The sequence below is a fragment of the Porticoccus sp. Uisw_050_02 genome, from assembly GCF_047729555.1.
Classification (GTDB): domain Bacteria; phylum Pseudomonadota; class Gammaproteobacteria; order Pseudomonadales; family Porticoccaceae; genus Porticoccus.
Map to the genome: position 1 here is coordinate 1,016,926 of NZ_CP159825.1, position 26,329 is coordinate 1,043,254.

20 protein-coding genes and 1 tRNA gene are annotated in these 26,329 nt (G+C 42.6%); 10 read left to right on the plus strand and 11 right to left on the minus strand.

Annotated features, from left to right (window positions below; genetic code table 11):
* Positions 1–33 precede the first annotated feature (33 nt).
* The 5 genes from ABXT41_RS04880 to ABXT41_RS04900 form a co-directional block, all read right to left on the minus strand.
* Positions 34–240, minus strand: coding sequence for a SlyX family protein (locus ABXT41_RS04880; RefSeq protein ID WP_415390406.1), 207 nt, complete (start codon positions 238–240; stop codon positions 34–36).
* A 118-nt stretch (positions 241–358) separates the two neighbouring features.
* A complete protein-coding gene (locus tag ABXT41_RS04885) occupies positions 359–964 on the minus strand; it encodes a peroxiredoxin (protein ID WP_415390407.1) in 606 nt (201 codons plus the stop codon).
* 182 nt (positions 965–1,146) lie between these two features.
* The gene (grxD, locus tag ABXT41_RS04890; RefSeq protein WP_415390408.1) at positions 1,147–1,467 is read right to left on the minus strand and encodes a Grx4 family monothiol glutaredoxin; all 321 of its coding nucleotides are present in this window, start codon (positions 1,465–1,467) and stop codon (positions 1,147–1,149) included.
* 198 nt (positions 1,468–1,665) lie between these two features.
* Positions 1,666–3,759 carry a TonB-dependent receptor gene (locus ABXT41_RS04895; protein ID WP_415390409.1) on the minus strand — a complete coding sequence of 698 codons (2,094 nt, stop codon included), beginning with the start codon at positions 3,757–3,759 and terminating at the stop codon, positions 1,666–1,668.
* A 65-nt stretch (positions 3,760–3,824) separates the two neighbouring features.
* Positions 3,825–4,106 carry a hypothetical protein gene (locus ABXT41_RS04900; protein ID WP_415390410.1) on the minus strand — a complete coding sequence of 94 codons (282 nt, stop codon included), beginning with the start codon at positions 4,104–4,106 and terminating at the stop codon, positions 3,825–3,827.
* 250 nt (positions 4,107–4,356) lie between these two features.
* Between ABXT41_RS04900 and ABXT41_RS04905 the strand changes: the two genes are divergently transcribed.
* From ABXT41_RS04905 to argF, 5 genes are all read left to right on the plus strand, one after another.
* On the plus strand, positions 4,357–5,577 hold the full coding sequence (locus tag ABXT41_RS04905; RefSeq protein ID WP_415390411.1) for a porin: 1,221 nt from the start codon (positions 4,357–4,359) through the stop codon (positions 5,575–5,577).
* A complete protein-coding gene (locus tag ABXT41_RS04910; protein WP_415390412.1) occupies positions 5,552–6,181 on the plus strand; it encodes an FMN-binding protein in 630 nt (209 codons plus the stop codon). The genes ABXT41_RS04905 and ABXT41_RS04910 overlap by 26 nt, the downstream gene beginning before the upstream one ends.
* 43 nt (positions 6,182–6,224) lie before the next feature.
* Positions 6,225–6,992, plus strand: coding sequence for a PepSY domain-containing protein (locus ABXT41_RS04915; RefSeq protein WP_415390413.1), 768 nt, complete (start codon positions 6,225–6,227; stop codon positions 6,990–6,992).
* A gap of 137 nt (positions 6,993–7,129) precedes the next feature.
* Complete coding sequence (locus ABXT41_RS04920; protein WP_415390414.1) at positions 7,130–8,299, plus strand: aspartate aminotransferase family protein; 1,170 nt, start codon at positions 7,130–7,132, stop codon at positions 8,297–8,299.
* A gap of 7 nt (positions 8,300–8,306) precedes the next feature.
* Positions 8,307–9,209 carry an ornithine carbamoyltransferase gene (argF, locus tag ABXT41_RS04925; RefSeq protein ID WP_415390415.1) on the plus strand — a complete coding sequence of 301 codons (903 nt, stop codon included), beginning with the start codon at positions 8,307–8,309 and terminating at the stop codon, positions 9,207–9,209.
* A 31-nt stretch (positions 9,210–9,240) separates the two neighbouring features.
* On the opposite strand, the gene hisA is transcribed toward argF, so the two are convergent.
* From hisA to hisB, 6 genes are all read right to left on the minus strand, one after another.
* Positions 9,241–9,981, minus strand: a complete 741-nt coding sequence (gene hisA / locus ABXT41_RS04930; RefSeq protein WP_415390416.1) for a 1-(5-phosphoribosyl)-5-[(5-phosphoribosylamino)methylideneamino]imidazole-4-carboxamide isomerase — start codon at positions 9,979–9,981, stop codon at positions 9,241–9,243.
* Positions 9,982–10,096: 115 nt separating this feature from the next.
* Complete coding sequence (hisH, locus tag ABXT41_RS04935; protein WP_415390417.1) at positions 10,097–10,750, minus strand: imidazole glycerol phosphate synthase subunit HisH; 654 nt, start codon at positions 10,748–10,750, stop codon at positions 10,097–10,099.
* Positions 10,751–10,856: 106 nt separating this feature from the next.
* Entirely contained in the window at positions 10,857–11,276 is a 420-nt protein-coding gene (locus tag ABXT41_RS04940; RefSeq protein ID WP_415390418.1) for an ExbD/TolR family protein, read from the minus strand.
* Positions 11,277–11,278: 2 nt separating this feature from the next.
* On the minus strand, positions 11,279–11,884 hold the full coding sequence (locus ABXT41_RS04945) for a MotA/TolQ/ExbB proton channel family protein (protein ID WP_415390419.1): 606 nt from the start codon (positions 11,882–11,884) through the stop codon (positions 11,279–11,281).
* An 18-nt stretch (positions 11,885–11,902) separates the two neighbouring features.
* The gene (locus ABXT41_RS04950; RefSeq protein WP_415391455.1) at positions 11,903–12,532 is read right to left on the minus strand and encodes an energy transducer TonB family protein; all 630 of its coding nucleotides are present in this window, start codon (positions 12,530–12,532) and stop codon (positions 11,903–11,905) included.
* Positions 12,533–12,733: 201 nt separating this feature from the next.
* Positions 12,734–13,327, minus strand: coding sequence for an imidazoleglycerol-phosphate dehydratase HisB (gene hisB / locus ABXT41_RS04955; protein ID WP_415390420.1), 594 nt, complete (start codon positions 13,325–13,327; stop codon positions 12,734–12,736).
* Positions 13,328–13,696: 369 nt separating this feature from the next.
* Here hisB and ABXT41_RS04960 point away from each other — a divergent pair, with 369 nt between their 5' ends.
* The 5 genes from ABXT41_RS04960 to ABXT41_RS04980 all read left to right on the plus strand — a co-directional run bounded on the left by ABXT41_RS04960 (position 13,697) and on the right by ABXT41_RS04980 (position 26,235).
* Positions 13,697–15,589, plus strand: coding sequence for an AsmA family protein (locus ABXT41_RS04960; protein ID WP_415390421.1), 1,893 nt, complete (start codon positions 13,697–13,699; stop codon positions 15,587–15,589).
* Positions 15,589–16,671 (plus strand): A/G-specific adenine glycosylase, encoded by a 1,083-nt coding sequence (gene mutY, locus ABXT41_RS04965; protein WP_415390422.1) that lies wholly within the window; start codon positions 15,589–15,591, stop codon positions 16,669–16,671. Before ABXT41_RS04960 ends, mutY begins: the two co-directional genes overlap by 1 nt.
* Positions 16,672–16,674: 3 nt before the next feature.
* Positions 16,675–16,947 carry an oxidative damage protection protein gene (locus ABXT41_RS04970; RefSeq protein ID WP_415390423.1) on the plus strand — a complete coding sequence of 91 codons (273 nt, stop codon included), beginning with the start codon at positions 16,675–16,677 and terminating at the stop codon, positions 16,945–16,947.
* Positions 16,948–17,032: 85 nt separating this feature from the next.
* Positions 17,033–17,108: transfer RNA gene (locus ABXT41_RS04975), tRNA-Phe, on the plus strand.
* Positions 17,109–17,550: 442 nt separating this feature from the next.
* Positions 17,551–26,235, plus strand: a complete 8,685-nt coding sequence (locus tag ABXT41_RS04980) for an autotransporter domain-containing protein (protein WP_415390424.1) — start codon at positions 17,551–17,553, stop codon at positions 26,233–26,235.
* Positions 26,236–26,329 lie beyond the last annotated feature (94 nt).

Consider the following 26,329-nt stretch of genomic DNA (forward strand, 5'->3'; position numbering starts at 1 on the left):
GGTAAATCTTAGCTAGAGTGACAGCACAATTATTTAGTAGTGTGGGGGTCTAACTGTTTCTTCAGTCTCTTCTAAAAACTTATCAGATAATATCTTTGTTGATGAGGCCAATAGCTCATACCTCTTGAGCAGCGCATCGATCTGATTTTGCTGTCGACATACTACATCGTTGAGCTGAAGAATAGTGTCTTCTTGGTAGGCCAGCTTAGTTTCCAACTCGATTATTCTTTCTATAGACACTAGAGTCTCCAAAAAATAGTTATCTGTCTAACAAAAAAAACCGCAGAATATTCTTCTGCGGTCTTTATAGTATTCCCAAATAGCTTGAAAATATAATCTTTAATTTTGTCTGTCGAAATTAAAGATTATCTGCATTTTCTGCCAAATAAGATGCAACCCCATCAGGAGATGCCGCCATACCCTTATCGCCATCTTTCCAGCCAGCTGGGCATACTTCGCCATGCTCTTGATGAAAACTTAACGCATCAATAATACGAAGCATTTCATCGATATCACGCCCTAATGGCAAATGATTAACGATTTGATGGTACACAATACCGTCTTCACCAATCAAGAATGAGCCGCGGAAAGCAACTCCAGCGTCCCCAAACTCAACATCGTAAGCTTGACAAATTTCATGCTTCATATCAGCAACCAACGGGTATCTTACCTGCCCAATACCGCCGTCGTTAATCGCTGTGTTGCGCCATGCGTTATGAGTGAACACAGAATCAATAGAAACACCTATTACTTCAACGCCTCGTTTCTTAAATTCTTCGATACGATGATCAAATGCAATTAATTCTGAAGGGCATACAAACGTAAAATCTAAAGGATAAAAGAAGATGACCGCTTTCTTTCCTTTGATGGTTGCATGCAAGTTAAATTCATCAACAATTTCACCATTAGCCAGTACCGCACCAGAAGTGAAGTCTGGGGCCTGTTTGCCTACTAATACTCCCATAATAAAACTCCTTTTTGTCGTAATTAAACAGCCAAGACAGTCAGCTATCTCATCATCCTTTTAAGATAACAATGGTAATATTACACTATCAAAGATGGCAGTTACATTGTAATTTTCTATAGCATTTATAGGCAAACACTAACAACTAACTACGCCGTCTGCGCTTGGAGCCAGAAACCAAATCAAGCAGCTTGGGACGCCTCTTTGATTAATGGGGCTAGCTCACCTTTTGCATGCATCTCTGCAATAATATCACAACCTCCAATCAGCTCACCTTTTACCCAAAGCTGGGGGAATGTCGGCCAGTTTCCGTATAGAGGAAGATTCGATCGAATCTCTGGGTTAGTCAATATGTCCACAAAAGCAAAACGCTCACCGCAAGCAGTGAGCGCCTCTATAGTGCGCGCAGAAAAACCGCATTGCGGTGCATTTGGAGATCCTTTCATATAAAGAATAATAGGGTTCTCTTCTATTTGCTCGCGAATGGTGTCCATAATATCCATTAATTTACATCTCCAGAAAGAAACAAAATATAACTAAATTCATTTGTTGATATTTTAGCTCTTTTATTGATTTCGCTAAACCCATTTCTTTCCTAAAAATTATCCATTCAAAAAGTATAATTATTACCTACTCTACACAGACAACCAAAGTGGCCTGTGTAGAGCAATATGGAATAATTACCTGATAGTCGTATTTCTTTAAAAATTATATGAAATTCCTCCTGTGATTGACCTTCCTCCAGATAAAACCTGATCTTTTATGAATGAGGCATGGTCTCTAATATCTTCATCAAGTAAATTTTCAGCTTTTATAAAAATGCTTACCGATTTTTTTGCAGGAATTTGATAGCTTAGATTAAGCGCAAGGTCAAAATAATCATCAGTTTTGAGCTCATACTTGCCTATCTTACTCTGGTTAAAAACTTGCCTCATACTTAAATCACTCGTTAGGCCGCCCCAGTTAGCAAAGACAGCAGCGCCTAAAGTGAGTGGCGGTATTCTGGGTAAATCATCACTTCCATCTCTATTTTTAGCCCTGACATAATCACCCCAAATACTTAACTTATAGTTTTTAGTTAAGTCAAAACCACCCTGGAACTCAAAGCCATAAAATTCAGCTGGGATATTTTGATATTTATAAACTCCAATACCTTCACTTTCTTCTTCGCCCTCATGGAGATGTTTTTGAGTCTGTCCAGAATTCAACAAGGCTATATAACTATTAAAGCGAGTATAGTAAGGAGAGAATGTAAATTCTTTATCTTTACCAACCCATTCTAGCGTCACATCCAATGAATTTGAGCGCTCTTCACTAAGACCTCTATCTCCCTGTTCAATTGTTTCTGTCGCATGATGGTGACCATATGCAAATAATTCCTCGTAAGCAGGCGCTCTTTGTATATGACTCAAAGTAACACCTAGCGACAGATCAGACCTTAACTGCATCTTTGTTCCTAGGGATATATTTGAAGTCTGAAATGTTTTTTCAGAGTCCTCGAAGCTAGTTGAGTTTTCGACTCCACCAGAAGCTTCACAATCTTTTTCTTCTGTGTAATCGTGAGTACATCCATCATCACTCACAAAATCATTGCCATTATATCTGACGTAACCTTGCCTCAGACCCAATGTAAGCTCTTGGTTGCTAAAAGAAAACTTTTCCAACATATATAATGATATTTTTTTGGAATCGTTATTTGCGATCATTGGATCACCAAGATTTTTAGTAAATCTCGATGCCCCAAAATCAACGCCGACAACACCTTTTGCTTGACTAATCAGAGAATGAGTTAGCTCAATTTTCCCCTCATAGGTGTTTCTTAAGAACTGAGTAGCGACTTCACCACTTGGCTCTAATTCACTATGTTCATATTCAGTATAACTTGTATCAAACTTTAGGCTATTGATGCCAGACCAGAGGTTATCTATTTGGTATACATAATTATACCTATCTGACTCAACATCCATCATTGCGCCATCTTCAATTGGATTACCGTATTCCAGATCATAGCCCTTGTATGAAAAACCAGTGTATCCATCATCGAAGATGTAGGACGCTCCAAGAGAACCTCCTTGACTGTCATTATATGAATTATTGAGTGTATTTTTGCCATTAGCTGACCTGGCAAGGGGTTCGCCCTCTGCTGCCCTTGATTTGCTGAGCTTGGATGATACCGAGTCGCCAGGTATCTTTAGGTTCTTGCTGTCACGTTTAAATCCATCAAAATGCAGCATGATGTTTTCAAAACCATAATCTGCTGAAAGCGAGTTTGTGGTTTCTCTAAGAGAACCGCCATGATTTAAATCATAGGTGCCATGAAGTCCTTTACTGATTTCAGTATGAATAGCATGGTCGATAATATTAATAGTTCCACCAACAGAGCCACCTCCATAAATCACAGATGTAGGACCTTTTATGATCTCAATTTGATCTGCAGGTAAAGCATCTATGCCTACAGGATGATCGCCTGACATGGCAGAAACATCATTCACCTCCATGCCATTATTAAGGATTTTGATTCGATTGCCATCCATTCCACGGATAACTGGTCGACCAATGGCATCACCCCACCCGCTATTGCTTATACCTGGTATGTTTTTTAAATTTCTCCCAAGAGAAGCAGAGCTATTTTTTCTTAAGTCGCTGTTACTGATTATCTTTACCGGGGCAACCATCTCGCTAGAAGATAAATTAAGCGGATTCGCTGTTACTGGTATTTCTTGTATATTAATTTTGACGTTCTCAGCATGTGCTGAAAAGCACACCGCAAGAATGCACAACATAAAATGACGCATAGTAATATTCCTATAAAGAATTTAGCTAAAAAATAATTAAACTAAGTTTTACTTCTAGGAATTGCTTATGGGGCTTGGGGTTGCTTTGTCAGCAATAGTCTGCGAAAAATTTGACTGTCTTCGTAGATATCACTTTTGGGGGCTGAAAAAACTAATAGGCTAAAATCAGAAAATTCTAGAGGATTAAGTAGCTTGGCTGTTTGTTGTCTTAGGTTGCAATCTTGGCATTCAGCGGAACCGCTATGATCATAACCAAAATGCTCAATACTGTGCGCTGTACTTGAATGAACATTAAAAGAAAAACTAAAAAAAAATGCAGCTAATAATAAAATTTTCTTACTTATCATGACGACTTAACTAATTCACTTGTACCATGAAGGGACTGCATGTTATAGCAATACCGCTACCTCTTCAAGAAAAAATACAAGCCAAAAATCCATATTATTTTTTTAATGAACAATGATAATGATAACTGTTCTCATTTGCATTTAGATAGGTTATGATTATCAAAATGGCGATACAGTTTATGCGATTCTTTACTTGCGCCAACTCTACTTCTCTCACTTAACATAAAAATTGATTAAAAAAGGAGGATCTATGTTGCGAGGCATAATGACAGTCGGACTAGTTTTATTTGCTGTTCTTTCAGCAGAGGCTAACTCAAGACCCAGTTTGGATGAAATGTGGGAGCTGATCCAAAAACAACAAGCAGAAATAAATAGCTTAAAAAAAGGTCTGTCTGAGAATGACGCCAAAACTGAATCTGCATTTGTTGCTGTAGAAGAAGTCACATCAGGTCCAGCAGCAAAGCTAGCTGAGTGGGCCAGCAAGACAAGTATAGGTGGCTATGGCGAGCTTCATTACAATAATCATAGCTCTGACAACTCAGCAGACTCAAAAAATGAGTTTGACCTCCATAGATTTGTATTATTTGCAGGCCATCAATACAACGATAAGTTAAGATTTTTTTCAGAATTTGAGATCGAACACAGTGTTGCTGGTGAAGGACAGTCTGGTGAAGTTGAGGTAGAACAGGCTTATGTCGAATACGACTACGCTGACAACCATAGGGCCAAGGCAGGTGTATTCTTGATACCTGTTGGCATGCTCAACGAAACACATGAGCCTGAAACTTTCTATGGTACAGAGCGCAACCCTATCGAGAAAAATATTATCCCGTCTACATGGTGGGAAGGTGGTGCAATGTTCAGCGGCGAAATCAGTGAAGGCCTTAGCTATGATGCGGGCGCTCATTCGGGCCTGTATATCAGTCCGAGTGCTGGCAACTATAAAATTCGCGATGGTCGTCAGAAGGTCAGCAAAGCCAAAGGTGATGATCTTGCATATACAGCTCGTCTAAAATACACCGGTGCACCAGGTCTTGAGTTAGCAACCACCGTTCAGCATCAAGGGGATATCTGGCAGGGTGAAAAGCTATCTGGAAAAGAAGGTATTAGCGCCCTCCTAATTGAAGCGCATGTGGCGTATAAAAACGGTCCATTCGGTTTTAGGGCGCTATATGCTCACTGGGATCTCGATAGCGATATCGAAATCATCCAAGCGGGCGCAGATGAACAAGAAGGTTGGTATGTTGAGCCATCTTACCAAATCACTGACAAGCTAGGAGTCTTTGCTCGCTTCAACCAGTATGATAATACTGCTGGCGGCAACCAGAGATCAGAGAAAAAACAAGCTGATCTTGGTTTCAATTACTGGATACATGAGCAAGTCGTGCTTAAAGTAGACTACTTTGATCAAAACAATGACAGCGGGGCAGAATACAAGGGTTATAATGTTGGCGTTGGCTGGAGTTTCTAAAATTAATATTATCTCTAAAGTTGTAGGCCTGTTGTCCCTCAAAAAAAAGGGTACTCAAAAGAAAGCTACATATGTAGCTTTCTTTTTTCTACATATGGTCCTCTCCGCTTTGATCTCAAGCAATGTATACAGTAAAACCTATCAAACGACCCCTGATTTTTTATCTGAAAATTTCAACTCGCCAATACTTGAAGCTAAATCACTTTGGCTGACTCCGGAGCTAAAAAAGCAATCAAGTGACATTCTTGGTCGCAATGTCAGAGGAATGCGTGTTAGGTACTATCAGGAAGGCGAAAAAACTGCTTGGATATTAGAGGAAATTGGAAAAGAGAAGCCCATCACTATTGGTATCTTGGTAAACGGCACTCTGGAGAATTTTCACATACAGCATGTGAAGGTTTTAGCTTTTAGAGAAACACGCGGATGGGAAGTCCGCTATCCATCATTTACGAATCAGTATAAGAATGTAAAAATGACGACTGATTATAAATTAGACCAATATATCGATGGTATTACAGGGGCAACATTATCGGTTAGGGCGCTCAACAAGACGGCTAGACTTGCCCTCTTTTACCATCAACAAGTATTGACCCTAAAGAAATAACGATAAGAAATACCCATACCCCACCATAGGAAGTCCCTACTTGATGCAAAGTAAACCAAAAAATATTTCTTTTAACCTGCGGTGGCATCGACGAGTTGGCTTATCGGTAACGCTAATGCTAGTTCTTCTCGCTATCACAGGGGTATTGTTAAATCATTCGCCAGCTGCAGGGCTCAATAAAAAAATCTTAAGCTCAGCATGGCTGCTTGATTGGTATGGGTTTGAAACAGCCTCGTTGTCAGGTTTTTTAGTTGGCGAAAAATGGTTACATCATCCTGGGGAGAGGACATTATTTCTGGATACTGAGCCTGTTGCTAGCTGCAACCCTCCCCTTCTTAGTGGTGTGGTAACGCCTGAATTTTTATTAGCGTTATGTACTGATGAGCTAGTTATCCTTACCTCTAGTGGAGAGCTTGTAGAAAAAATTAATCTGTCAAACGGCTTACCTAAAGACACAACCAATCTCGGATACTTTTATAATACAACCTTCATCAAATCTAATTCACAAATATTATCGTTAGATCTTGAAACACTTGAGATTCTGCCTAGCAAGACTGAAATTAAACAGTGGCAAACATCAAGATCTCTCCCGTCAGAGATTAGACTGAAACTCAATCAAGACTCGCAACTACCTGGCATTTCTCTAGAGACGCTTATTTTAGATTTACATAGTGGACGTTTTTTTGGCAACATAGGTGTTCTATTTTTCGACTTTATTGGTTTGTTAACCTGCTTTTTAGCTATAACGGGCCTATGGTCTTGGCTTGGGCGCCGCAAGGTGAAAATTAAGCCCCCGAAAGAGGACTATTAATCAGTCCTTCTAGCCATTGCCAATTCAAGAAAATCCTTATAGTATTCTGATTGTGGGCAGCAGCAGCTGCCTTTTTTCGTTCTTAAGTTAGCGCAGCGGCTTAATCCTTATTTCTCATAGATAGCAGAGTAACAAGTATGACCAGCAGTGCATTAATGAATAATTACGGTACAAGAAAACTTACCCTGTGCAAAGGCGAAGGTTCCTGGGTATGGGATGATCTCGGCAAGCGGTATCTAGATGCGCTATCAGGGATTGCGGTTTGTGGCCTAGGGCATGCACACTCTGCCGTGACAGAAGCTATATCGACTCAAGCTGCATCTATTATCCACTGCTCTAATCTCTACAACATTCAGACACAAGAGCGGCTAGCAGAAAAACTAAGAGCTATCTCTGGTATGGAGAAATTATTCTTTAGCAACTCTGGGGCTGAAGCTAACGAGGCTGCGATCAAGCTGGCAAGATTATTTGGAAGTGGAAAAAATATTTCTGCACCCACTATTATTGTGATGGAAAATTCTTTTCATGGTAGAACATTAGCGACATTGTCAGCTACGGGGAGCAAAAGCTACCAAACTGGGTTTGGGCCGCTGCTAGAGGGATTTATTCGGGCTCCCTACAATAATATTGATGCAATCAATGCAATTGCTAAAAATAACAAGAATATAGTCGCGATTCTAGTTGAGCCAATACAAGGCGAAGGGGGAGTTATAGTTCCTGATGCAGACTATCTGCCGCAAATACGTCAAATTTGCGATGAACATGACTGGTTGATGATAGTAGATGAAATTCAGGCAGGTAACGGCCGTACCGGGTCTTATTTTAACTACCAGCAATATAACCTTCTTCCCGATATTGTAACTACAGCCAAGGGCTTGGCCAACGGTGTCCCTATTGGGGCCTGTCTTGCCGGTAAAAAAGCAGCTGATTTAATGCATCCTGGTAGTCATGGATCCACCTTTGGCGGAAATCCATTAGCATGCGCTGCGGCGCTTGCTACTGTAGAAACCATCATCAATGAAGAGCTTTGCTCAAGGGCTAAAGAGCAAGGAAACTATATCAAGGAGCAACTTCAACACAAGCTTTTAAATTGCTCGAAATTGATCGATATACGGGGCCAAGGTCTCATGATTGGGGTTCAGCTCGACTTTCCTTGCAAAGATTTAGTTGATAGTGCAGCCGAGCAGGGACTGTTAATTAACGTTACCGCTGGATCAGTCATTCGACTACTTCCCCCTCTTAATATCACGAATGAACAAACTGAACTTTTAGTCAATATTCTCACTGATGTGATCGAACAAGGATAATAGAGAAATGACACCTAGACATTTTTTAACACTCAAAGATTTATCAAAAAAAGAATTTAAAAAAATTTTAGAGAGAGCCGCTGAACTCAAGCAAGCCCAACATAAAGGGGTTATCTATCAGCCTTTCATAGGCAAGGTTATGGCGATGATCTTTGAAAAATCTTCGACACGAACTAGGGTGTCTTTTGAAACAGGCATGGCTCAACTAGGTGGCAATGCACTTTTTCTCTCCCCTAACGATACGCAACTTGGCCGCGGCGAACCCATAGAAGATTCGGCAAGAGTAATCTCAAGCATGGTAGACATCGTCATGATGAGGACATTCAGCCAGCAATCAATTGAAAATTTTGCAGCGTACTCCTCAGTCCCTGTGATTAATGCTCTAACCGATGATCATCATCCATGTCAGCTGCTTGCAGATATGCAAACATATATTGAGCACAGAGGTAGCATTCAAGGGAAACGAGTCGTTTGGGTGGGGGATGGTAATAACATGTGTCAATCCTATATGCATGCAGCAGAAATGCTTGACTTTGAACTTCTGATTGCCTGTCCAAAAGGATTCGAACCCTGCTCCACACTGCTCAATCAATTAAGTAGTCACGTCACATTAGTGCGTGATCCAACTGTAGCCATCTCTGGAGCCAACTTAGTGGCAACTGATGCCTGGGCTTCTATGGGGCAAGAATCAGAAAGTGAGCTACGAAAAAAAGCTTTTTCTGGGTTTCAGGTGAACGAAGCGGCAATGGGTTTAGCTGCCGCTGACGCTTTGTTTATGCATTGCCTTCCTGCATATCGCGGGCTAGAAATAAGCGAGACCATCATGGAGTCTCAGTGGTCTGTAGTATGGAGTGAGGCTGAAAACAGACTTCACTCACAGAAGGCCTTGATAGAATTGCTTCTTAAATAGATAAAACCTGTCAGCCAACAGTGCTAGATTCCTACTTGACTGATTGCCGATCACATAAATCTTGGGCGGCGGCAACATCTAAAGTTCCTTCATAGATTGCCCTTCCGGTAATAGCACCGTAAATACCAGGCTTAACCACGCCATTGAGCGCCACAATGTCTTCCATATTAGTGATTCCACCTGAGGCAATAACGGGAATAGAAGAGGCCTTTGCCATTAATACAGTAGCTTCAACATTAACGCCCTGCATCATTCCATCGCGATCAATATCAGTATAAACAATGGCGCTAACGCCATCATGCTCAAATCTTTTAGCCAAGTCTGTAGCTTTAACATCTGTCACTTCAGCCCAGCCATCAGTTGCTACGAGACCTTTTTTTGCATCAATACCAACAATAATATGACCAGGAAATTGCTTACACATGTCTGTCACGAAACTCGGATCTTTTACAGCCTTGGTCCCTATGATTACATGCATCACGCCTGCGGCAAGATAGGTCTCGATAATATCGCCGCTACGGATACCACCACCAATCTGAATAGGTAGTTCAGGATATGCTTGAGAGATAGCAGCAACTACGTCACTATTTACCGGCTTGCCGGCAAAAGCACCGTTTAGATCAACCAAATGCAATCGGCGAGCTCCAGCATCAACCCAGCGTCCCGCTATATCTACAGGATTTCCATCAAATACTGTAGAGTCCTCCATGCGACCCTGCCTTAAGCGCACACACTGTCCGTCTTTTAAATCAATAGCCGGTATAATTAGCAAAAATTTATTCCTATAGGTTAACTACACACCACACAAAATATATGCATGCCTTGGTGCACACATGCTCAGCAAAATATTCTGACTCATATAAAAAAATAAGTGCTCTTTGAGGTCCTCAGATACCCTTCCAGGTCACAAAATTCTCGAGCAACTGCAACCCAGACGAATGACTTTTTTCCGGATGAAACTGCACAGCAAATAAATTTTTTGTCGTGAGTGCTGCTGCAAATTTAAATGCATAATCAGTGGTTCCAGCTACAATTTCTGTAAAGTTATTCTCGACAAAATAACTATGCACGAAGTAAAAACGCGCATCTTGCTCAATACCTTGCCACATAGGGTGGTCCATTTCTTGGTGAACACGATTCCAGCCCATATGGGGTACTTTTAGCTTTTCTCCACTGGTATCACGCATATTATGGCCGAAGAACTTAGAGCTGCCCGAAAAGACATCCAGACACTCAACTCCATTATTTTCTTCGCTATGCCCCAGCAATGCCTGCATTCCCAGACAAATACCCAAAACTGGCTTTTCAGTTATCGCTTTGAGTATTAGCTTGTCAAACCCAAGACGCCGAATATTTAACATGCAGTCGCGCATGGCGCCTACGCCAGGGAAAACTAAGCGATCAGCACTATCAATTTCTACAGGATCTTCCGTCACAATCACTTCCGCTCGAGGAGCTATATACTCCAAAGCTTTAGAAACAGAATGAAGGTTCCCCATACCATAATCTAGTACGGCAATCTTTGTACGAAAATCTGTCATATCCCTTGATACCAGTGGGGTTTTTAATTACGCAATTTTTACCTAATGAAGCCGGGAGGCAAATTTTAGCCTAAAGGTAAACTTAAAATTATTCTCCATAATATTACTATTCATTATTAGATTTTGTGGCAAACGCAATCTTGCTCAGCATAGCTTTTCGAGCAGCCTCCATGAGGTTAATGATAGACTGATGGCGAGCGTTTGCATCAGCGCTTATAATGACTTGTGTGTCTTGCTTGTCTTGCGCAAGTTCTCTCAAAACGTTCGCGATACTTTCAATTTCAGTGGAGACCAGGGGCTCGTTATTGATGAAATAATGGCCATCTTCGGTGATTTCGACCCTAATGGGTGCCGTTTCTTCATTTACTTGATTTTTTTCAGCGATAGGTAAATTAATTTTAACTTCGCTCAACTTCGCAAACGTCGTCGTTACCATTAGAAAGATAATCACTACTAATAAAACATCTATTAACGGAATAAAGTTAAGTTCTATATCGTCATCGTGATTTCTTCTTTTTGAGCGCATGCTTATTTACCCTCAACACTGCAAAAATTAATTATTCGCTGCGCATTATTTTCCATAACATGAATCTGATGATCTATCTTTGCACGAAAAATTTTATAACCAATCATAGCTGGGATTGCTACAACAATACCACCGCCAGTATTATACAGTGCAACAGAAATTCCACGTGCAAACTGTTCCACATCTTGACCATTACTTGTAAAAGAACTAAATAGTTCCACCATTCCCACAATTGTGCCAAACAGTCCCAGCAAGGGTGCTACTGTTGAAATCATTGCCAAAATAAAAAGATATTTTTCTAATTGATGACTAATAGAGTCACCTGTCTTCACGATAGCATCATTAAGAATTTCCGGTGACTCGCCTTGATTTTCAATAGCAGTAGCTAGCATTAAGCCTGATAAAGAGCTTTTACTGAGCCGCTCTAACACCTCTTTATCTAGCGGGCCATCCTGTAACTGTAATTCTAGATCGCTAACTAAATTTTCTGGAATTACGACGCTATCTCGCAAAGCAACTAGCCGGTCCATGATAACTGCGAAAGCCACTATGGAAGTGAAAATTAATGGCCATATTGGCCAACCTGCAGCCTGAATTACTTCCCACATAATTTTTTCCTGATAAAGTTAAAGCAATGTAAATTTAATTGGCACTAAAATTGTAAATATTTTTCCACTTAAAATACTTGGCGGCGCTGGAAAGGGTGCTGCCCTATCGATCATATCTAAGCCTTCCTTATCTAAAGCTTTAAACCCACTTGATTTTTTTAGCTCTTTTGTGATCAATTTCCCTTGATGTGTCAATTTAACCTGCAGGACGACTTCTCCTTGCCATCCTCGACGTTGGGCAATTCTGGGGTATTTTTTATATTGTGCAACATGCATTGCAAATTGCCGACTAAAGTCATCTAATGCTGCCAATCCAGCATTTCTTGCATCATCCTCTCCTACTTCTGGAGTTTCGACCGGCTCTGGAGCGGATACTGCTGATTCTTGCTGCTGTTGAACTGATTCGGGTTCAACAGGAGTTATCTCTTCCTGTATAGATGCAATATTATCTTTCGTAATTTCTGGTTCGAATTCTTCTACTATTTTTGAGTCAGCCTCCTCAGAGGCTTTTTCTGCCAAAGGAGGAGAAGGCTCTAGAACACTTTTTGATAACAGAATAGCCTCAAAGTTCATCAATTCTTTGCTACTTTCAGCTTTATCAAATTTTAAAATCAATAGATCTGTTATCAGTATCCCATGAATGAGCATTGACAAAAAAAGCGCGTCTTTTATGTTAAATCGGCTTAAACAATCTTTAAGTTTGGCTAACATAAGTAATTATCAGTAACTAGGTAAAATTTCATTGCCGAATAATCGACAAACTAATTTAGCGGAGGTTACGGCACAAAAAATAGCTGCATAAAGCCTCTATTCAGTAATTTTTCAATGAGATGATCAAATTTAAGTATTTCAGAGTGACCCCTTTGTTGAGGGCATCACTCCTGCCATTCTTGGATCAAACTCTGCGGCCATACGCAAAGCGCGGCCAAATGCCTTAAAAATTGTTTCAATTTGGTGGTGTGCATTATTGCCGCGAAAATTATCAATATGCAGTGAAATTCCTGCATGATTAACAAATCCTTGAAAAAATTCATAGGTTAAATCTACGTCAAAATCTCCAACTTTAGGGCGAGAGAAATCAGCAAACATCTCTAATCCAGGGCGCCCCGAAAAATCCACAACAACACGAGATAAAGCTTCGTCTAGAGGTACATAAGCATGGCCATAGCGACGAATACCTTTTTTATCTCCGAGCGCTTGTTTGAACGCCTGCCCAATAGTGATGCCCACATCTTCTACTGTATGATGATCATCTATTTCAGTGTCACCTTTAGCTTTCACAGTAAGATCTATGAGGCCATGTCGCGCAATTTGATCGAGCATATGGTCAAGAAATGGTACGCCAGTTTCAAAGCTTGCCTGCCCTGTGCCGTCAATATTAACCTCAACAGAGATTTGAGTCTCAAGCGTGTCGCGACTCACTTTAGCTTTTCGTTGCGTCATGTATTTCTCCAAAACACTTTATATAAAACAAGATTCTTTTCATTCAGACTTGTTAGAACAACCATCATTCTATAAACCAAGATGATCATACATAAAAAATTTCATTCAGCCCATTCTCATTCATTATAGTGCTAGCGAAGGAGCCCTTCCAGAATAAGGGTATATTTATTGCAACTTATATTAGGAATAATTTTTATATGCCCTTAAATTTCCACTTTTATCATAAACAAAAGATACAAGAAGCTTCATTAACTAGAATAAATAAAGCACCTACAGGTAAAATGCTAACCTATGGTAACCTACTTAGCAGTCTATGGTTTTGGTGGATGTTGGGATAAATACAAAAATGTCGCCACAGGAGCGATCTAATTGAAACTATTAAAAGCTTTTATTTGGGTAATATGTCTACTTGGCATAGTTGCTATTACAACGGCATCGTTTTTAATGGTAGGCGTAGATCCAAATAGCTATAAACCTGAGCTATCAAAACTTGCCAAAGAAAATGGTGTCGATCTAGCAATAGATGGTGATCTTAGCTGGTCATTCTTCCCAAATCTGGCAGTTAATGCCGGCGCTACATCGATATCAGGAAAAAATATTCCGGAGATTCGTTTTGAGCAGGCTGACTTCAGTCTAGACTGGATGGCTCTACTGTCTAGCACCGTACGCCTCAAGACGATATCGATCTATGGTGCAGACATTACCATTCAGGCAACCGCAGAAGCTGAAAATATTGTCGTCGCCTCGACTAAAATTACCTCCACAAAAAAACAAGATATAAGCATTCCAGCCCTCCCCTTCGAGCTTGCTATTGATGGCCTAAATCTCAAGAATGCTAAGCTTACTGTTGTCTCAGCAGCCCAACAGAAAACAGTTGTAGAAAAACTAAATCTTACCGGAAAAAATCTTAATTTAGATGAAAAACCATTTTCTGTAGGATTACAATTTTCAACCATCCATCCAGACTATCCAATTCCAATTGATGTAACTTTCAGCTCTCAAATTATATTTCATGAAAAAGAAAAAATGATAGCGCTAGAATCCACAAAGTTGAGCGTTAATGGCATCGAAAATCTGCCCATTGCCTTAAGTTTTAATGCTAACTATCAGCTAGAAAAATTGCTAACTCTAGATAATATTAAGTTTAACTCGGATGATTTCACTATTAACGGTGATGCCTCGCTGAAGTTGACTAGCCCCCGCAAACTCAACATAAAGCTCAGAGGTACTGATTTAATTCTGCCTACAGCCTTGCAAAAAGTTGACCAAAAAGCTACTAATGACCAGCTATCAAATCACAAAGGATCTGCCGCACAAGCTTTGCTTTCTCCTATTGTTGTACCTCTTGCTCTACTGGAGGGCGGCAAGGGTCATATCGAGATAAGCCTGGATAGCTTTAGTGTTGATCAAATCATTATTAGCAAACTTCACCTGAACTTATTTTCCAACAACAAGGTCATAGAAATAACAGACCTGTCTGGAGAAGTTTTTGATGGCGTCTTCCAAGCAACGACAAGAATTGATCTCAGCAGCAACATGCCTCGTATAGAATTTTCCAACACGCTCAAGGATATTAATATAAATAAAGCGCTATCATCTCTTGTGGATCTATCAGATATCAGTGGGACGCTCTCCGCAGATTTTAGTGCAACTAGTCGAGGAGATACTCAAGATATACTAATCGACAATATGCATGGGGCCGGTGAGCTGTTGGCAGAAAACCTGAAGCTCAACATAATTAATGTGGAACAAAGCTATTGTGAGATGGCGTCCATCATAGAAAAACGTGCCCTGTCCAGCCAATCATGGCCTAACTACACTGAACTACAGAGCTTAAAAACCAAATTTTCATTAGACAATAAAATCGTTACCATACCTAGTCTAACCAGTGGTCTGGGCAATCTTGCTATCTCCGGGGATGGTCAAGTTAACCTAAAAGAACAAACTTATAGTGTACTAATAAAGGCTAACCTTAAAGGGGACCAAACCTCTGAATCCGGTTGTCCCATTAAAAGCAAAAGCATAAGAAATAAAGATCTACCTCTGCGCTGCAGCGGCTCATTTGCACCAGATGGCAGCATGAGATGCCTTCCTGAAAAAGGATTTATCAAACAGCTCTTAAAAGAGACAATCAAAGAAAAACTCATTAACAGCTTACTAAATTCCAAATCTGATGCAGGTGCAGAAAAAAGCGGGGGAGCTGAGCCTAAAGACGTCAAAGAGCAGATCATGGATACGTTACTAAAAGGCCTGTTTAAATAGTGGTTATCGCCGTCCGTAAAATAACCCCAGATTACCACGCAAAGTTATTTGCGTCTAAATTGCTGCAATGGTTTGATCTGTATGGTCGCAAAGATCTGCCATGGCAACATAATCCTTCGGCCTACAGAGTATGGATTTCCGAGGTTATGCTTCAGCAAACTCAAGTTAGCACTGTGATCCCCTATTACCAACGCTTTATGGCCAGCTTTCCTAGCCTAAAAAGTCTAGCTGGAGCAACCGAAGATCAAGTCCTTCATCATTGGAGTGGACTTGGTTACTATGCTCGCGCCAGGAACCTACACAAGACAGCAAAGCTGCTCACATCCACCCTAGATGGTAACTTTCCGGAAAGTTTGGAGGAACTAGAAGACCTGCCAGGAATAGGCCGATCGACAGCAGGAGCAATATACGCTATTGCTTATCAGAAAACTGCATCCATTCTTGATGGCAATGTCAAGAGGGTGCTTGCAAGGCATGAAGCTATCAGCGGTTGGCCTGGGGCAAGCGCAACGACAAAAATCCTATGGGGGATTGCCGAAAAGCGTACGCCAAAAGAAAGGACAGCAGACTACACGCAGGCGATCATGGACCTTGGTGCTACCCTGTGCACCCGAACAAAACCTAGATGCCAGGAATGTCCTGTTAAATCTGACTGTAAAAGCTTTAATGCAGGAAATCCAGAAAGTTATCCGGCAAAAAAACCTACCAAAAAAATCCCCACAAAAACTTGTTTTTTTCTGATGATTTCTAATTCAAGTGGTGAATTTTTACTACAAAAACGCCGGTCTAAAGGACTTTGGGGCGGGCTATGGGTGTTCCCTCAATGTGACGATGAAAAAGACATCTCTATTGTTTGCGAGCACCTTAATCAGTCCGCAAAATCATGGACAATACTTCCAACTAAACGTCATACTTTTAGCCACTTTCATCTAGATTACCAGCCAGTCATGATAGAATGTGATCCTCAAAGTGCTTTAGCTAAGCAGGACATTCTCTGGTATAACCCCAACACACCATTAGAGATCGGCATAGCCAAACCTATAGCAAGCCTACTAGGTGAAATTAAACAAAAAAGAGGTTAACTTATGGCACGTATGGTGTTTTGTAAAAAAATAGGCAAGGAATCAAAAGGTCTTGACACCCAACCCTTTCCAGGACCCAAAGGACTTGAGATTTTTGACAACATTTCTAAGGAAGCTTGGGATGAGTGGCTAGAGCATCAAACTCGGCTGATTAATGAGAAGCATTTAAATATGATGGACCTCACAGCGAGAACCTATCTAAATGAACAAAGAGATAAGTTTTTTTCGGGCGAAGAAATTGATCAAGCTGAAGGGTATTTGTCCACTTCAAAGTAATTTACTGCGATACTATTGACGATACAAAGATGAGGAGGTTTAATACGCGCTTCTTTTTGCAGGTCCATTGTTTCATCTTTATTACGCCCAGATAGCTCAGTTGGTAGAGCAGAGGATTGAAAATCCTCGTGTCGGCGGTTCGATTCCGTCTCTGGGCACCACGTTTATTTTATACCTCTCTGTACCCACTACTACCGTTGGCTTTCAAGCCTTCTTCATAATAAAACTTTCAAATGTAGACTAAAATGTAGACTAAATTTAGGGCATGGGGGGCTATATTCCGCTTCCTTGTTATTAATAGTACCCACCCCCATACAAAATAGCTGAAATTGAAAATACGTAAATAAGCATCTTGTATTAAAAAGATGAAATCTTTATACCTCAAAATCAAACTAAGCTAAGTTAAATTACCCTTTGTAAGAAAAAACTAAAGGATGAGTTAGGGAAATAAAAACACTACTCACAGCAACAATCATTATCCTGCTTGCTCTTCCTTCAATTTTTTTGATAAAATCTACTTAATTGCTAAAAATACAGTGAGCTCATTATCAGTGATTTGAAAATTGAACGGGCAAATTGTTAATTTTAAGGTGGTTCCGAAAAATGGGTTGTATTGGATTTTTCGGAACAAATGACCGCTTCAAGACTATATTTCTTTTATGTCTACTTTTTCTAATTCCATTGTCCGCGAATGCAGATTATGGCATTACCAGCGTCAACAGCTATGTAGAAGAAAAGCACACTGCAACCAACTTGTGTTCTCGCGATGATTCATGTGGCAATGGTCAACGATCTAGTTCCGGATATGACTTTATTGTCGTCCTTGAGCGTGAAAATATTAACACTGTCCAGCTGCCAACCTATAACGCCGTCAATAGTGGCGAATCAAACACTTCAGCCAGTCGGAACACTGCAAATTTTCCGGTTAACTCCTATTTAGTATTCCTGAACGATGATCATTCAAATTCAGATAGACAGAACAAAATAGGGCAAATAGTATTTCAAAATAAAATTCTTGGTATATATACCAGTTCATCCAACACTATATTTCGAACGGGGGTTTCAAAATCTGGCGCCACCTACCCTACTAGCCCTGCCAGCAAGCGTGCTTTTGAATTCGGATCCATTTATGGCAACAACACCTCTAGCTCTACATCTGCTGGTGACTGGATTAGTATTGGTTCTGATGACAAAACATTAAGAGTTGGTACCGCCAACGGTCAAAAAGGTGACTACATTCGTGTCATTACACAGGCTACAACAGACTTCACAATTAATGCTATTAGCAATGTATCTGTTGCTGAAGGAACCGCCTACACCAGTGTAACCCCAGCACTCACAGGCTCACCCATCGGTACGGTCACCTACACTCTTAGCGGAGCTGATGCTGCTGACTTCACTATTAACTCCTCTACTGGTGTGGTGTCCATGGTGGCGCGAGACTATGACAATCCGGTGGACAGTGGCGCTAACAATACTTATTCGCTAACTATTACCGCGACCGATACTTACGGAAACAACGATAGCGAAGACTGGGTTGTCACGGTAACCCAAGTGTCTGAAGGATCGGCTTTCACACTCAATGCCATTGCTGATGTCAGTGTTAATGAGAACGCTGCCTATACCAGTGTCACCCCGGGGTACACTGGCTCTGTTTCTGGTTTTCTTACCTACACTATCACTGGCGGGACTGATGCCGCCGACTTTAGCATCAACTCCTCCACCGGAGTAGTGACTATGGTGGCGCGTGATTTTGAAAATCCTGTAGATAGCGACATCAACAACACTTATTCACTGACCATCCGAGCCACAGATCAAGCCGGGAGATATGATACTGAGCCATGGATCGTGACGGTAGCGGATGTAAATGAACCAGTTAGTTTCACCATCGATGAAATTTCTAATGTTACTATCAATGAGAACGCTGCCTATACCAGTGTAACTCCTAACATCACTGGGACACCTATTGTTGGGGTCACCTACACTCTTAGCGGAACTGATGCTGCTGACTTCACTATTAACTCCTCTACTGGTGTGGTGTCCATGGTGGCGCGTGATTTTGAGAACCCTGTAGATAGCGACACCGGTAACACTTACTCCTTCACTATTACCGCTACTGATGAAGACGCCAATACCGACACCGAAGACTGGACCGTAACGGTGTTAAATGTCGTGGAAGCCGCCAGCTTTACTATTAACCCTATCGCTGATTTAAATATCAATGAGAACGCTGCTTACACTAGTGTGACTCCGGCGCTCACCGGGACACCCATCGGCACGGTCACCTATACTATCGGCGGGACTGATGCTGCTGATTTCACTATTAACTCCTCTACTGGTGTGGTGTCCATGGTGGCGCGTGATTTTGAGAACCCTGTAGATAGCGACACCGGTAACACTTATGACCTTGTGATCACCGTCACCGATGAAGACGCCAATACCGACACCGAAGACTGGACCGTAACGGTGTTAAATGTCGTGGAAGCCGCCAGCTTTGACCTAGACGCCATTGCTGATTTAAATATCAATGAGAACGCTGCTTACACTAGTGTGACTCCGGCGCTCACCGGGACACCCATCGGCACGGTCACCTATACTATCGGCGGGACTGATGCTGCTGACTTCACTATTAACTCCTCTACTGGTGTGGTGTCCATGGTGGCGCGTGATTTTGAGAACCCTGTAGATAGCGACACCGGTAACACTTATGACCTTGTGATCACCGTCACCGATACCGATGGAAACACCGACACCGAAGACTGGACCGTAACGGTGTTAAATGTCGTGGAAGCCTCCGGCTTTACTATTAACCCTATCGCTGATTTAAATATCAATGAGAACGCTGCTTACACTAGTGTGACTCCGGCGCTCACCGGGACACCCATCGGCACGGTCACCTATACTATCGGCGGGACTGATGCTGCTGACTTCACTATTAACTCCTCTACTGGTGTGGTGTCCATGGTGGCGCGTGATTTTGAGAACCCTGTAGATAGCGACACCGGTAACACTTATGACCTTGTGATCACCGTCACCGATACCGATGGAAACACCGACACCGAAGACTGGACCGTAACGGTGTTAAATGTCGTGGAAGCCGCCAGCTTTGACCTAGACGCCATTGCTGATTTAAATATCAATGAGAACGCTGCTTACACTAGTGTGACTCCGGCGCTCACCGGGACACCCATCGGCACGGTCACCTATACTATCGGCGGGACTGATGCTGCTGACTTCACTATTAACTCCTCTACTGGTGTGGTGTCCATGGTGGCGCGTGATTTTGAGAACCCTGTAGATAGCGACACCGGTAACACTTATGACCTTGTGATCACCGTCACCGATACCGATGGAAACACCGACACCGAAGACTGGACCGTAACGGTGTTAAATGTCGTGGAAGCCGCCAGCTTTACTATTAACCCTATCGCTGATTTAAATATCAATGAGAACGCTGCTTACACTAGTGTGACTCCGGCGCTCACCGGGACACCCATCGGCACGGTCACCTATACTATCGGCGGGACTGATGCTGCTGACTTCACTATTAACTCCTCTACTGGTGTGGTGTCCATGGTGGCGCGAAACTTTGAAATGCCAGCAGATAGTGACACCAACAATACTTACTCGCTGACCATCACTGCAACAGATACCGACAGTAATTCAGACACTGAAGACTGGATTGTCACGGTAACGAATATAGTATCAGAAATCAGTTTTAACCTAGACGCCATTGCTGATTTAAATATCAATGAGAACGCTGCTTATACCAGCGTAACCCCCTCATATACTGGCTCTCCCATCGGCACGGTCACCTATACTATCGGCGGGACTGATGCTGCTGACTTCACTATTAACTCCTCTACTGGTGTGGTGTCCATGGTGGCGCGTGATTTTGAGAACCCTGTAGATAGCGACACCGGTAACACTTATGACCTTGTGATCACCGTCACCGATACCGATGGAAACACCGACACCGAAGACTGGACCGTAACGGTGTTAAATGTCGTGGAAGCCTCCGGCTTTACTATTAACCCTATCGCTGATTTAAATATCAATGAGAACGCTGCTTACACTAGTGTGACTCCGGCGCTCACCGGGACACCCATCGGCACGGTCACCTATACTATCGGCGGGACTGATGCTGCTGACTTCACTATTAACTCCTCTACTGGTGTGGTGTCCATGGTGGCGCGTGATTTTGAGAACCCTGTAGATAGCGACACCGGTAACACTTATGACCTTGTGATCACCGTCACCGATGAAGACGCCAATACCGACACCGAAGACTGGACCGTAACGGTGTTAAATGTCGTGGAAGCCGCCAGCTTTACTATTAACCCTATCGCTGATTTAAATATCAATGAGAACGCTGCTTACACTAGTGTGACTCCGGCGCTCACCGGGACACCCATCGGCACGGTCACCTATACTATCGGCGGGACTGATGCTGCTGACTTCACTATTAACTCCTCTACTGGTGTGGTGTCCATGGTGGCGCGTGATTTTGAGAACCCTGTAGATAGCGACACCGGTAACACTTATGACCTTGTGATCACCGTCACCGATGAAGACGCCAATACCGACACCGAAGACTGGACCGTAACGGTGTTAAATGTCGTGGAAGCCGCCAGCTTTGACCTAGACGCCATTGCTGATTTAAATATCAATGAGAACGCTGCTTACACTAGTGTGACTCCGGCGCTCACCGGGACACCCATCGGCACGGTCACCTATACTATCGGCGGGACTGATGCTGCTGACTTCACTATTAACTCCTCTACTGGTGTGGTGTCCATGGTGGCGCGTGATTTTGAGAACCCTGTAGATAGCGACACCGGTAACACTTATGACCTTGTGATCACCGTCACCGATACCGATGGAAACACCGACACCGAAGACTGGACCGTAACGGTGTTAAATGTCGTGGAAGCCTCCGGCTTTACTATTAACCCTATCGCTGATTTAAATATCAATGAGAACGCTGCTTACACTAGTGTGACTCCGGCGCTCACCGGGACACCCATCGGCACGGTCACCTATACTATCGGCGGGACTGATGCTGCTGACTTCACTATTAACTCCTCTACTGGTGTGGTGTCCATGGTGGCGCGTGATTTTGAGAACCCTGTAGATAGCGACACCGGTAACACTTATGACCTTGTGATCACCGTCACCGATACCGATGGAAACACCGACACCGAAGACTGGACCGTAACGGTGTTAAATGTCGTGGAAGCCTCCGGCTTTACTATTAACCCTATCGCTGATTTAAATATCAATGAGAACGCTGCTTACACTAGTGTGACTCCGGCGCTCACCGGGACACCCATCGGCACGGTCACCTATACTATCGGCGGGGCTGATGCTGCTGACTTCACTATTAACTCCTCTACTGGTGTGGTGTCCATGGTGGCGCGTGATTTTGAGAACCCTGTAGATAGCGACACCGGTAACACTTATGACCTTGTGATCACCGTCACCGATGAAGACGCCAATACCGACACCGAAGACTGGACCGTAACGGTGTTAAATGTCGTGGAAGCCGCCAGCTTTGACCTAGACGCCATTGCTGATTTAAATATCAATGAGAACGCTGCTTACACTAGTGTGACTCCGGCGCTCACCGGGACACCCATCGGCACGGTCACCTATACTATCGGCGGGACTGATGCTGCTGACTTCACTATTAACTCCTCTACTGGTGTGGTGTCCATGGTGGCGCGTGATTTTGAGAACCCTGTAGATAGCGACACCGGTAACACTTATGACCTTGTGATCACCGTCACCGATACCGATGGAAACACCGACACCGAAGACTGGACCGTAACGGTAGTAGACATAAACGAGGCAGTTGATTTTACCATCGACACTATTTCTAATGTCACCATTAATGAAAACACCACTTATACCAGTGTGACTCCTAATATTACTGGGACACCTATTGTTGGTGTTACTTACGCACTCAGTGGCAACGATTCTAGCCAGTTTTCGATTAACTCCTCCACTGGCGTCGTCACTATGACAGGGAAGGACTATGAAGAACCAGCAGATGCAGGTTCCAACAACACTTACTCGCTGACCATCACTGCAACAGATACCGACAGTAATTCAGACACTGAAGACTGGGTTGTCACGATAGCCGATGTATCTGAAGCAGGACTTACACTTCAATCAATCAATGATGTCAACATTGATGAAGGTGCTAGCTACGGGAGTGTAACCCCCGTTGTGAACGGCTCACCTGTTGGAGCTGTCACTTATGCTATCAGCGGCACTGATGCCGCGGACTTTAGCATCAACTCCTCCACCGGAGTGGTGACTATGGTGGCGCGTGATTTTGAGAATCCCGTGGATAACGACACGAATAACACTTACTCGCTAACCATCACTGCAACAGATACCGACAGTAATTCAGACACTGAAGACTGGGTTGTCACTGTCGTCAATTTAGGTGAATTTAGCATTACTGGTATTGATGATATTGCTATTGAGGAAGGCACCGTCTACACGAGCATAACCCCCAATCTTACTGGCACGCCGGTCACTCCGATGATTTATACAATCAGTGGAAACGACGCGGACGATTTTAGCATCAACTCCTCCACCGGAGTGGTGACTATGGTGGCGCGTGATTGGAATAACCCAGTGGATAGCAACAGCAACAACACCTATGAAATCACTATCACTGCGACAGATGATACCGGTGCGAGTGACACTGAAGACTGGATCGTCACCATAAAAGAGCAGACCTTGACTGATCCGACTCTTAAGCAAGATGTTGTAGATAGCTTAAAAGCAACTCAAGATATTGCTAGTCGATGGAGTTACACTAATATTGATGCCATTCATCATCGATTAAGCTGGCTAGACCGTAATAAAGGTAGCGAGAAAACCTCTTATCAGGGCATCAAAGTTCGTTTTAAAAATGAAGCGCTCAATTCGATCATGAACACTACGCCAGCACCTCAAGGGCCGTTAACAGGAGCTGTTGAAAGCAAAGCTACCAAACAACAGTGCTTCAAGGAAACTGGGAATTTAATTAATACGCCAACAAAAAAAGAATTAAAATCTTCTCAAATCGAGCAAGTTATGACGGATTCTGTCAAGCAAAGCCGAGACTGGATAAAGAGCAGAGATTCCAACCATTACACCTTGCAACTTGATGGGGTTGCAACAGAAGAAGCTTTTAATCCGCTGGCAAAAGTTCTTTATATCAGAAACTATCAGGCTCTATTAGGTTTACATATTTTTCAAAATAAAAACAGTGGCGGCAAGTGGTTTAGTGTTATTTATGGCGACTTTGAGACCAAAGCGAGAGCACTTGCTGCACTGAAAAATATGCCTCCAACGCTCGCCAAGCTCAGTCCGCAGATTCGTAGCTATACTGCGATCCAGCAGGATCTGTTCACCAGCATCTATGAAGAGCAGTCAGATCCTAGCAAAACTACCTCTGAAATCACTCCTACATCTATGAAAAACAGATCATTATGCAATAACAGTCAACTCCAAAATACAGCTCAAGCTGAAAGCGCTCAAGGCGAGATGAGCAGTATCGATCTTACATCTACTCTTCAAAATGTTGCCATTAATAAAGCAGCAAAAATTAGGGATGGCGCCATAGGTAGCCTAAATCCAACCTTTGGGCCACTGATAGGCAACTGGTCATTCTGGAGTAGCGGCGAAATTACTCTTGGAAAAACTAACTCGTCCTCTATGGAGTCTAAAAATAAATCCCTCCATCTAGGTATGGATAAACCCTTAAAAAATAATATGGGACTACTAGGGGTGGCGTTAGGTATAGGGAAAGATAAGACCGATATTGGGGAAGATAAAACAAAGATTCAGTCTGACAATTATAGTCTGTCTCTCTATGGCGCCTTCCCTGGATATAACGAATCCATTCTTGAGGCTGCTCTTGGATATGGGCACCTAAAATACGATACCACCCGCACAGATGAACTCAGCATCCTTAAGGGTGATCGTGATGCAAATCAACTATATGGATCGCTATCGCTAAGAGCTCTAGAACTTAATGGCAGTCGTAAAGGCGGCAAAAATAGTTGGGCAATTTCTCCATATGGCAAGATCGATATGTCTTATACAAAGTTTGATGAATTCAGCGAAAGTGGCGCTTACACAGCGTTAACTTTTGAAGATCAATATATGATCAATACTAGAATTTCTGCTGGGGCAGATATGCATTATGCATTCCAATTAAACGACACGACTATCAAGCCCTTTGCAAAACTAGAGTATGGCTTTGGTATAACAGATGTATCTGATGCAAAAATGTCTTATGTTTCACAAAAGGACATCACAAATCATCCCATTTATAACTTACAGACAGGCAATGCATCCAATACTGACTGGAAAATTGGGCTGGGTGTCGAAGTATTTTCTCAAGACAACCTTGATGCCACCCTTGGCTTTGAAAAGAGAAAAGAGCCAGGGTCGCTGAACGCATACAGTGACAGCATTTATCTTAATCTTTCGTGGACATTTGATTTAGTCGGCATACCCACTCAGACACCAAGGCGAGGAGCTAATCGCAATAAAGCAAAGGTGCCACACTTGTCTGTTGCTACTTATGAAAAAACTAGCATTTCAAAAAATCCACTAACAGAGATGTTACGGAAAACGTCTTTGACCATGCTTTCAAGCCAAGACTGGATCAACTCTAGAGAATCAGATAGCTATACATTGCAGCTCATTGGGGTCTCAACAGAACAGGCGGCAAAAGAATATATCCGGTATCAACAATACTCAGAGCTACTACGCATCTTTAAAAGTAAAAAGAATAATGCTCAGTGGTTTAGCGTTATATACGGCAATTACAAAAGCAAGGCAGAGGCGCTCGAGGCATCCAAGATGATAATCGCCAGCGGTTCAACAAAACCTTGGATCCGTAAATTGGATGCCGTTCAAAAGGATTTATTTGATTCTGCCAAACAAGTAGCCCTCTTTGCGGTAGAGGCTCTCTCTCCAGCAGCGACATCAGGTCGAAACTGGATAAACTCTAAGAATCCTAGCAACTACAGCTTGCAACTCATTGGAGTCTCAACAGAACAAGCAGCCATAAAATATATCCAACAATACAAAGGCTTGAAAGAATTGCATGTCTTTAAGCACAAAAGAAACAATGGTCAATGGTTTAGCGTCATATACGGTAACTATGAAAGTAAGGCAGAAGCACTGAGGGCATCTAAAAATCTGTCAACAGCTAGAGGCTCAGTGAGACCTTGGGCTCGCAGGATGGGGGCTATTCAGCAAGACCTCTTCCGCTAGGCACAATATCATCGACAGACCTTATGATCCTCCTATCGGCGGCTCGATTCCGTCTCTGGGCACCATTTCTTGGAATAAAAACTACATCACCCCG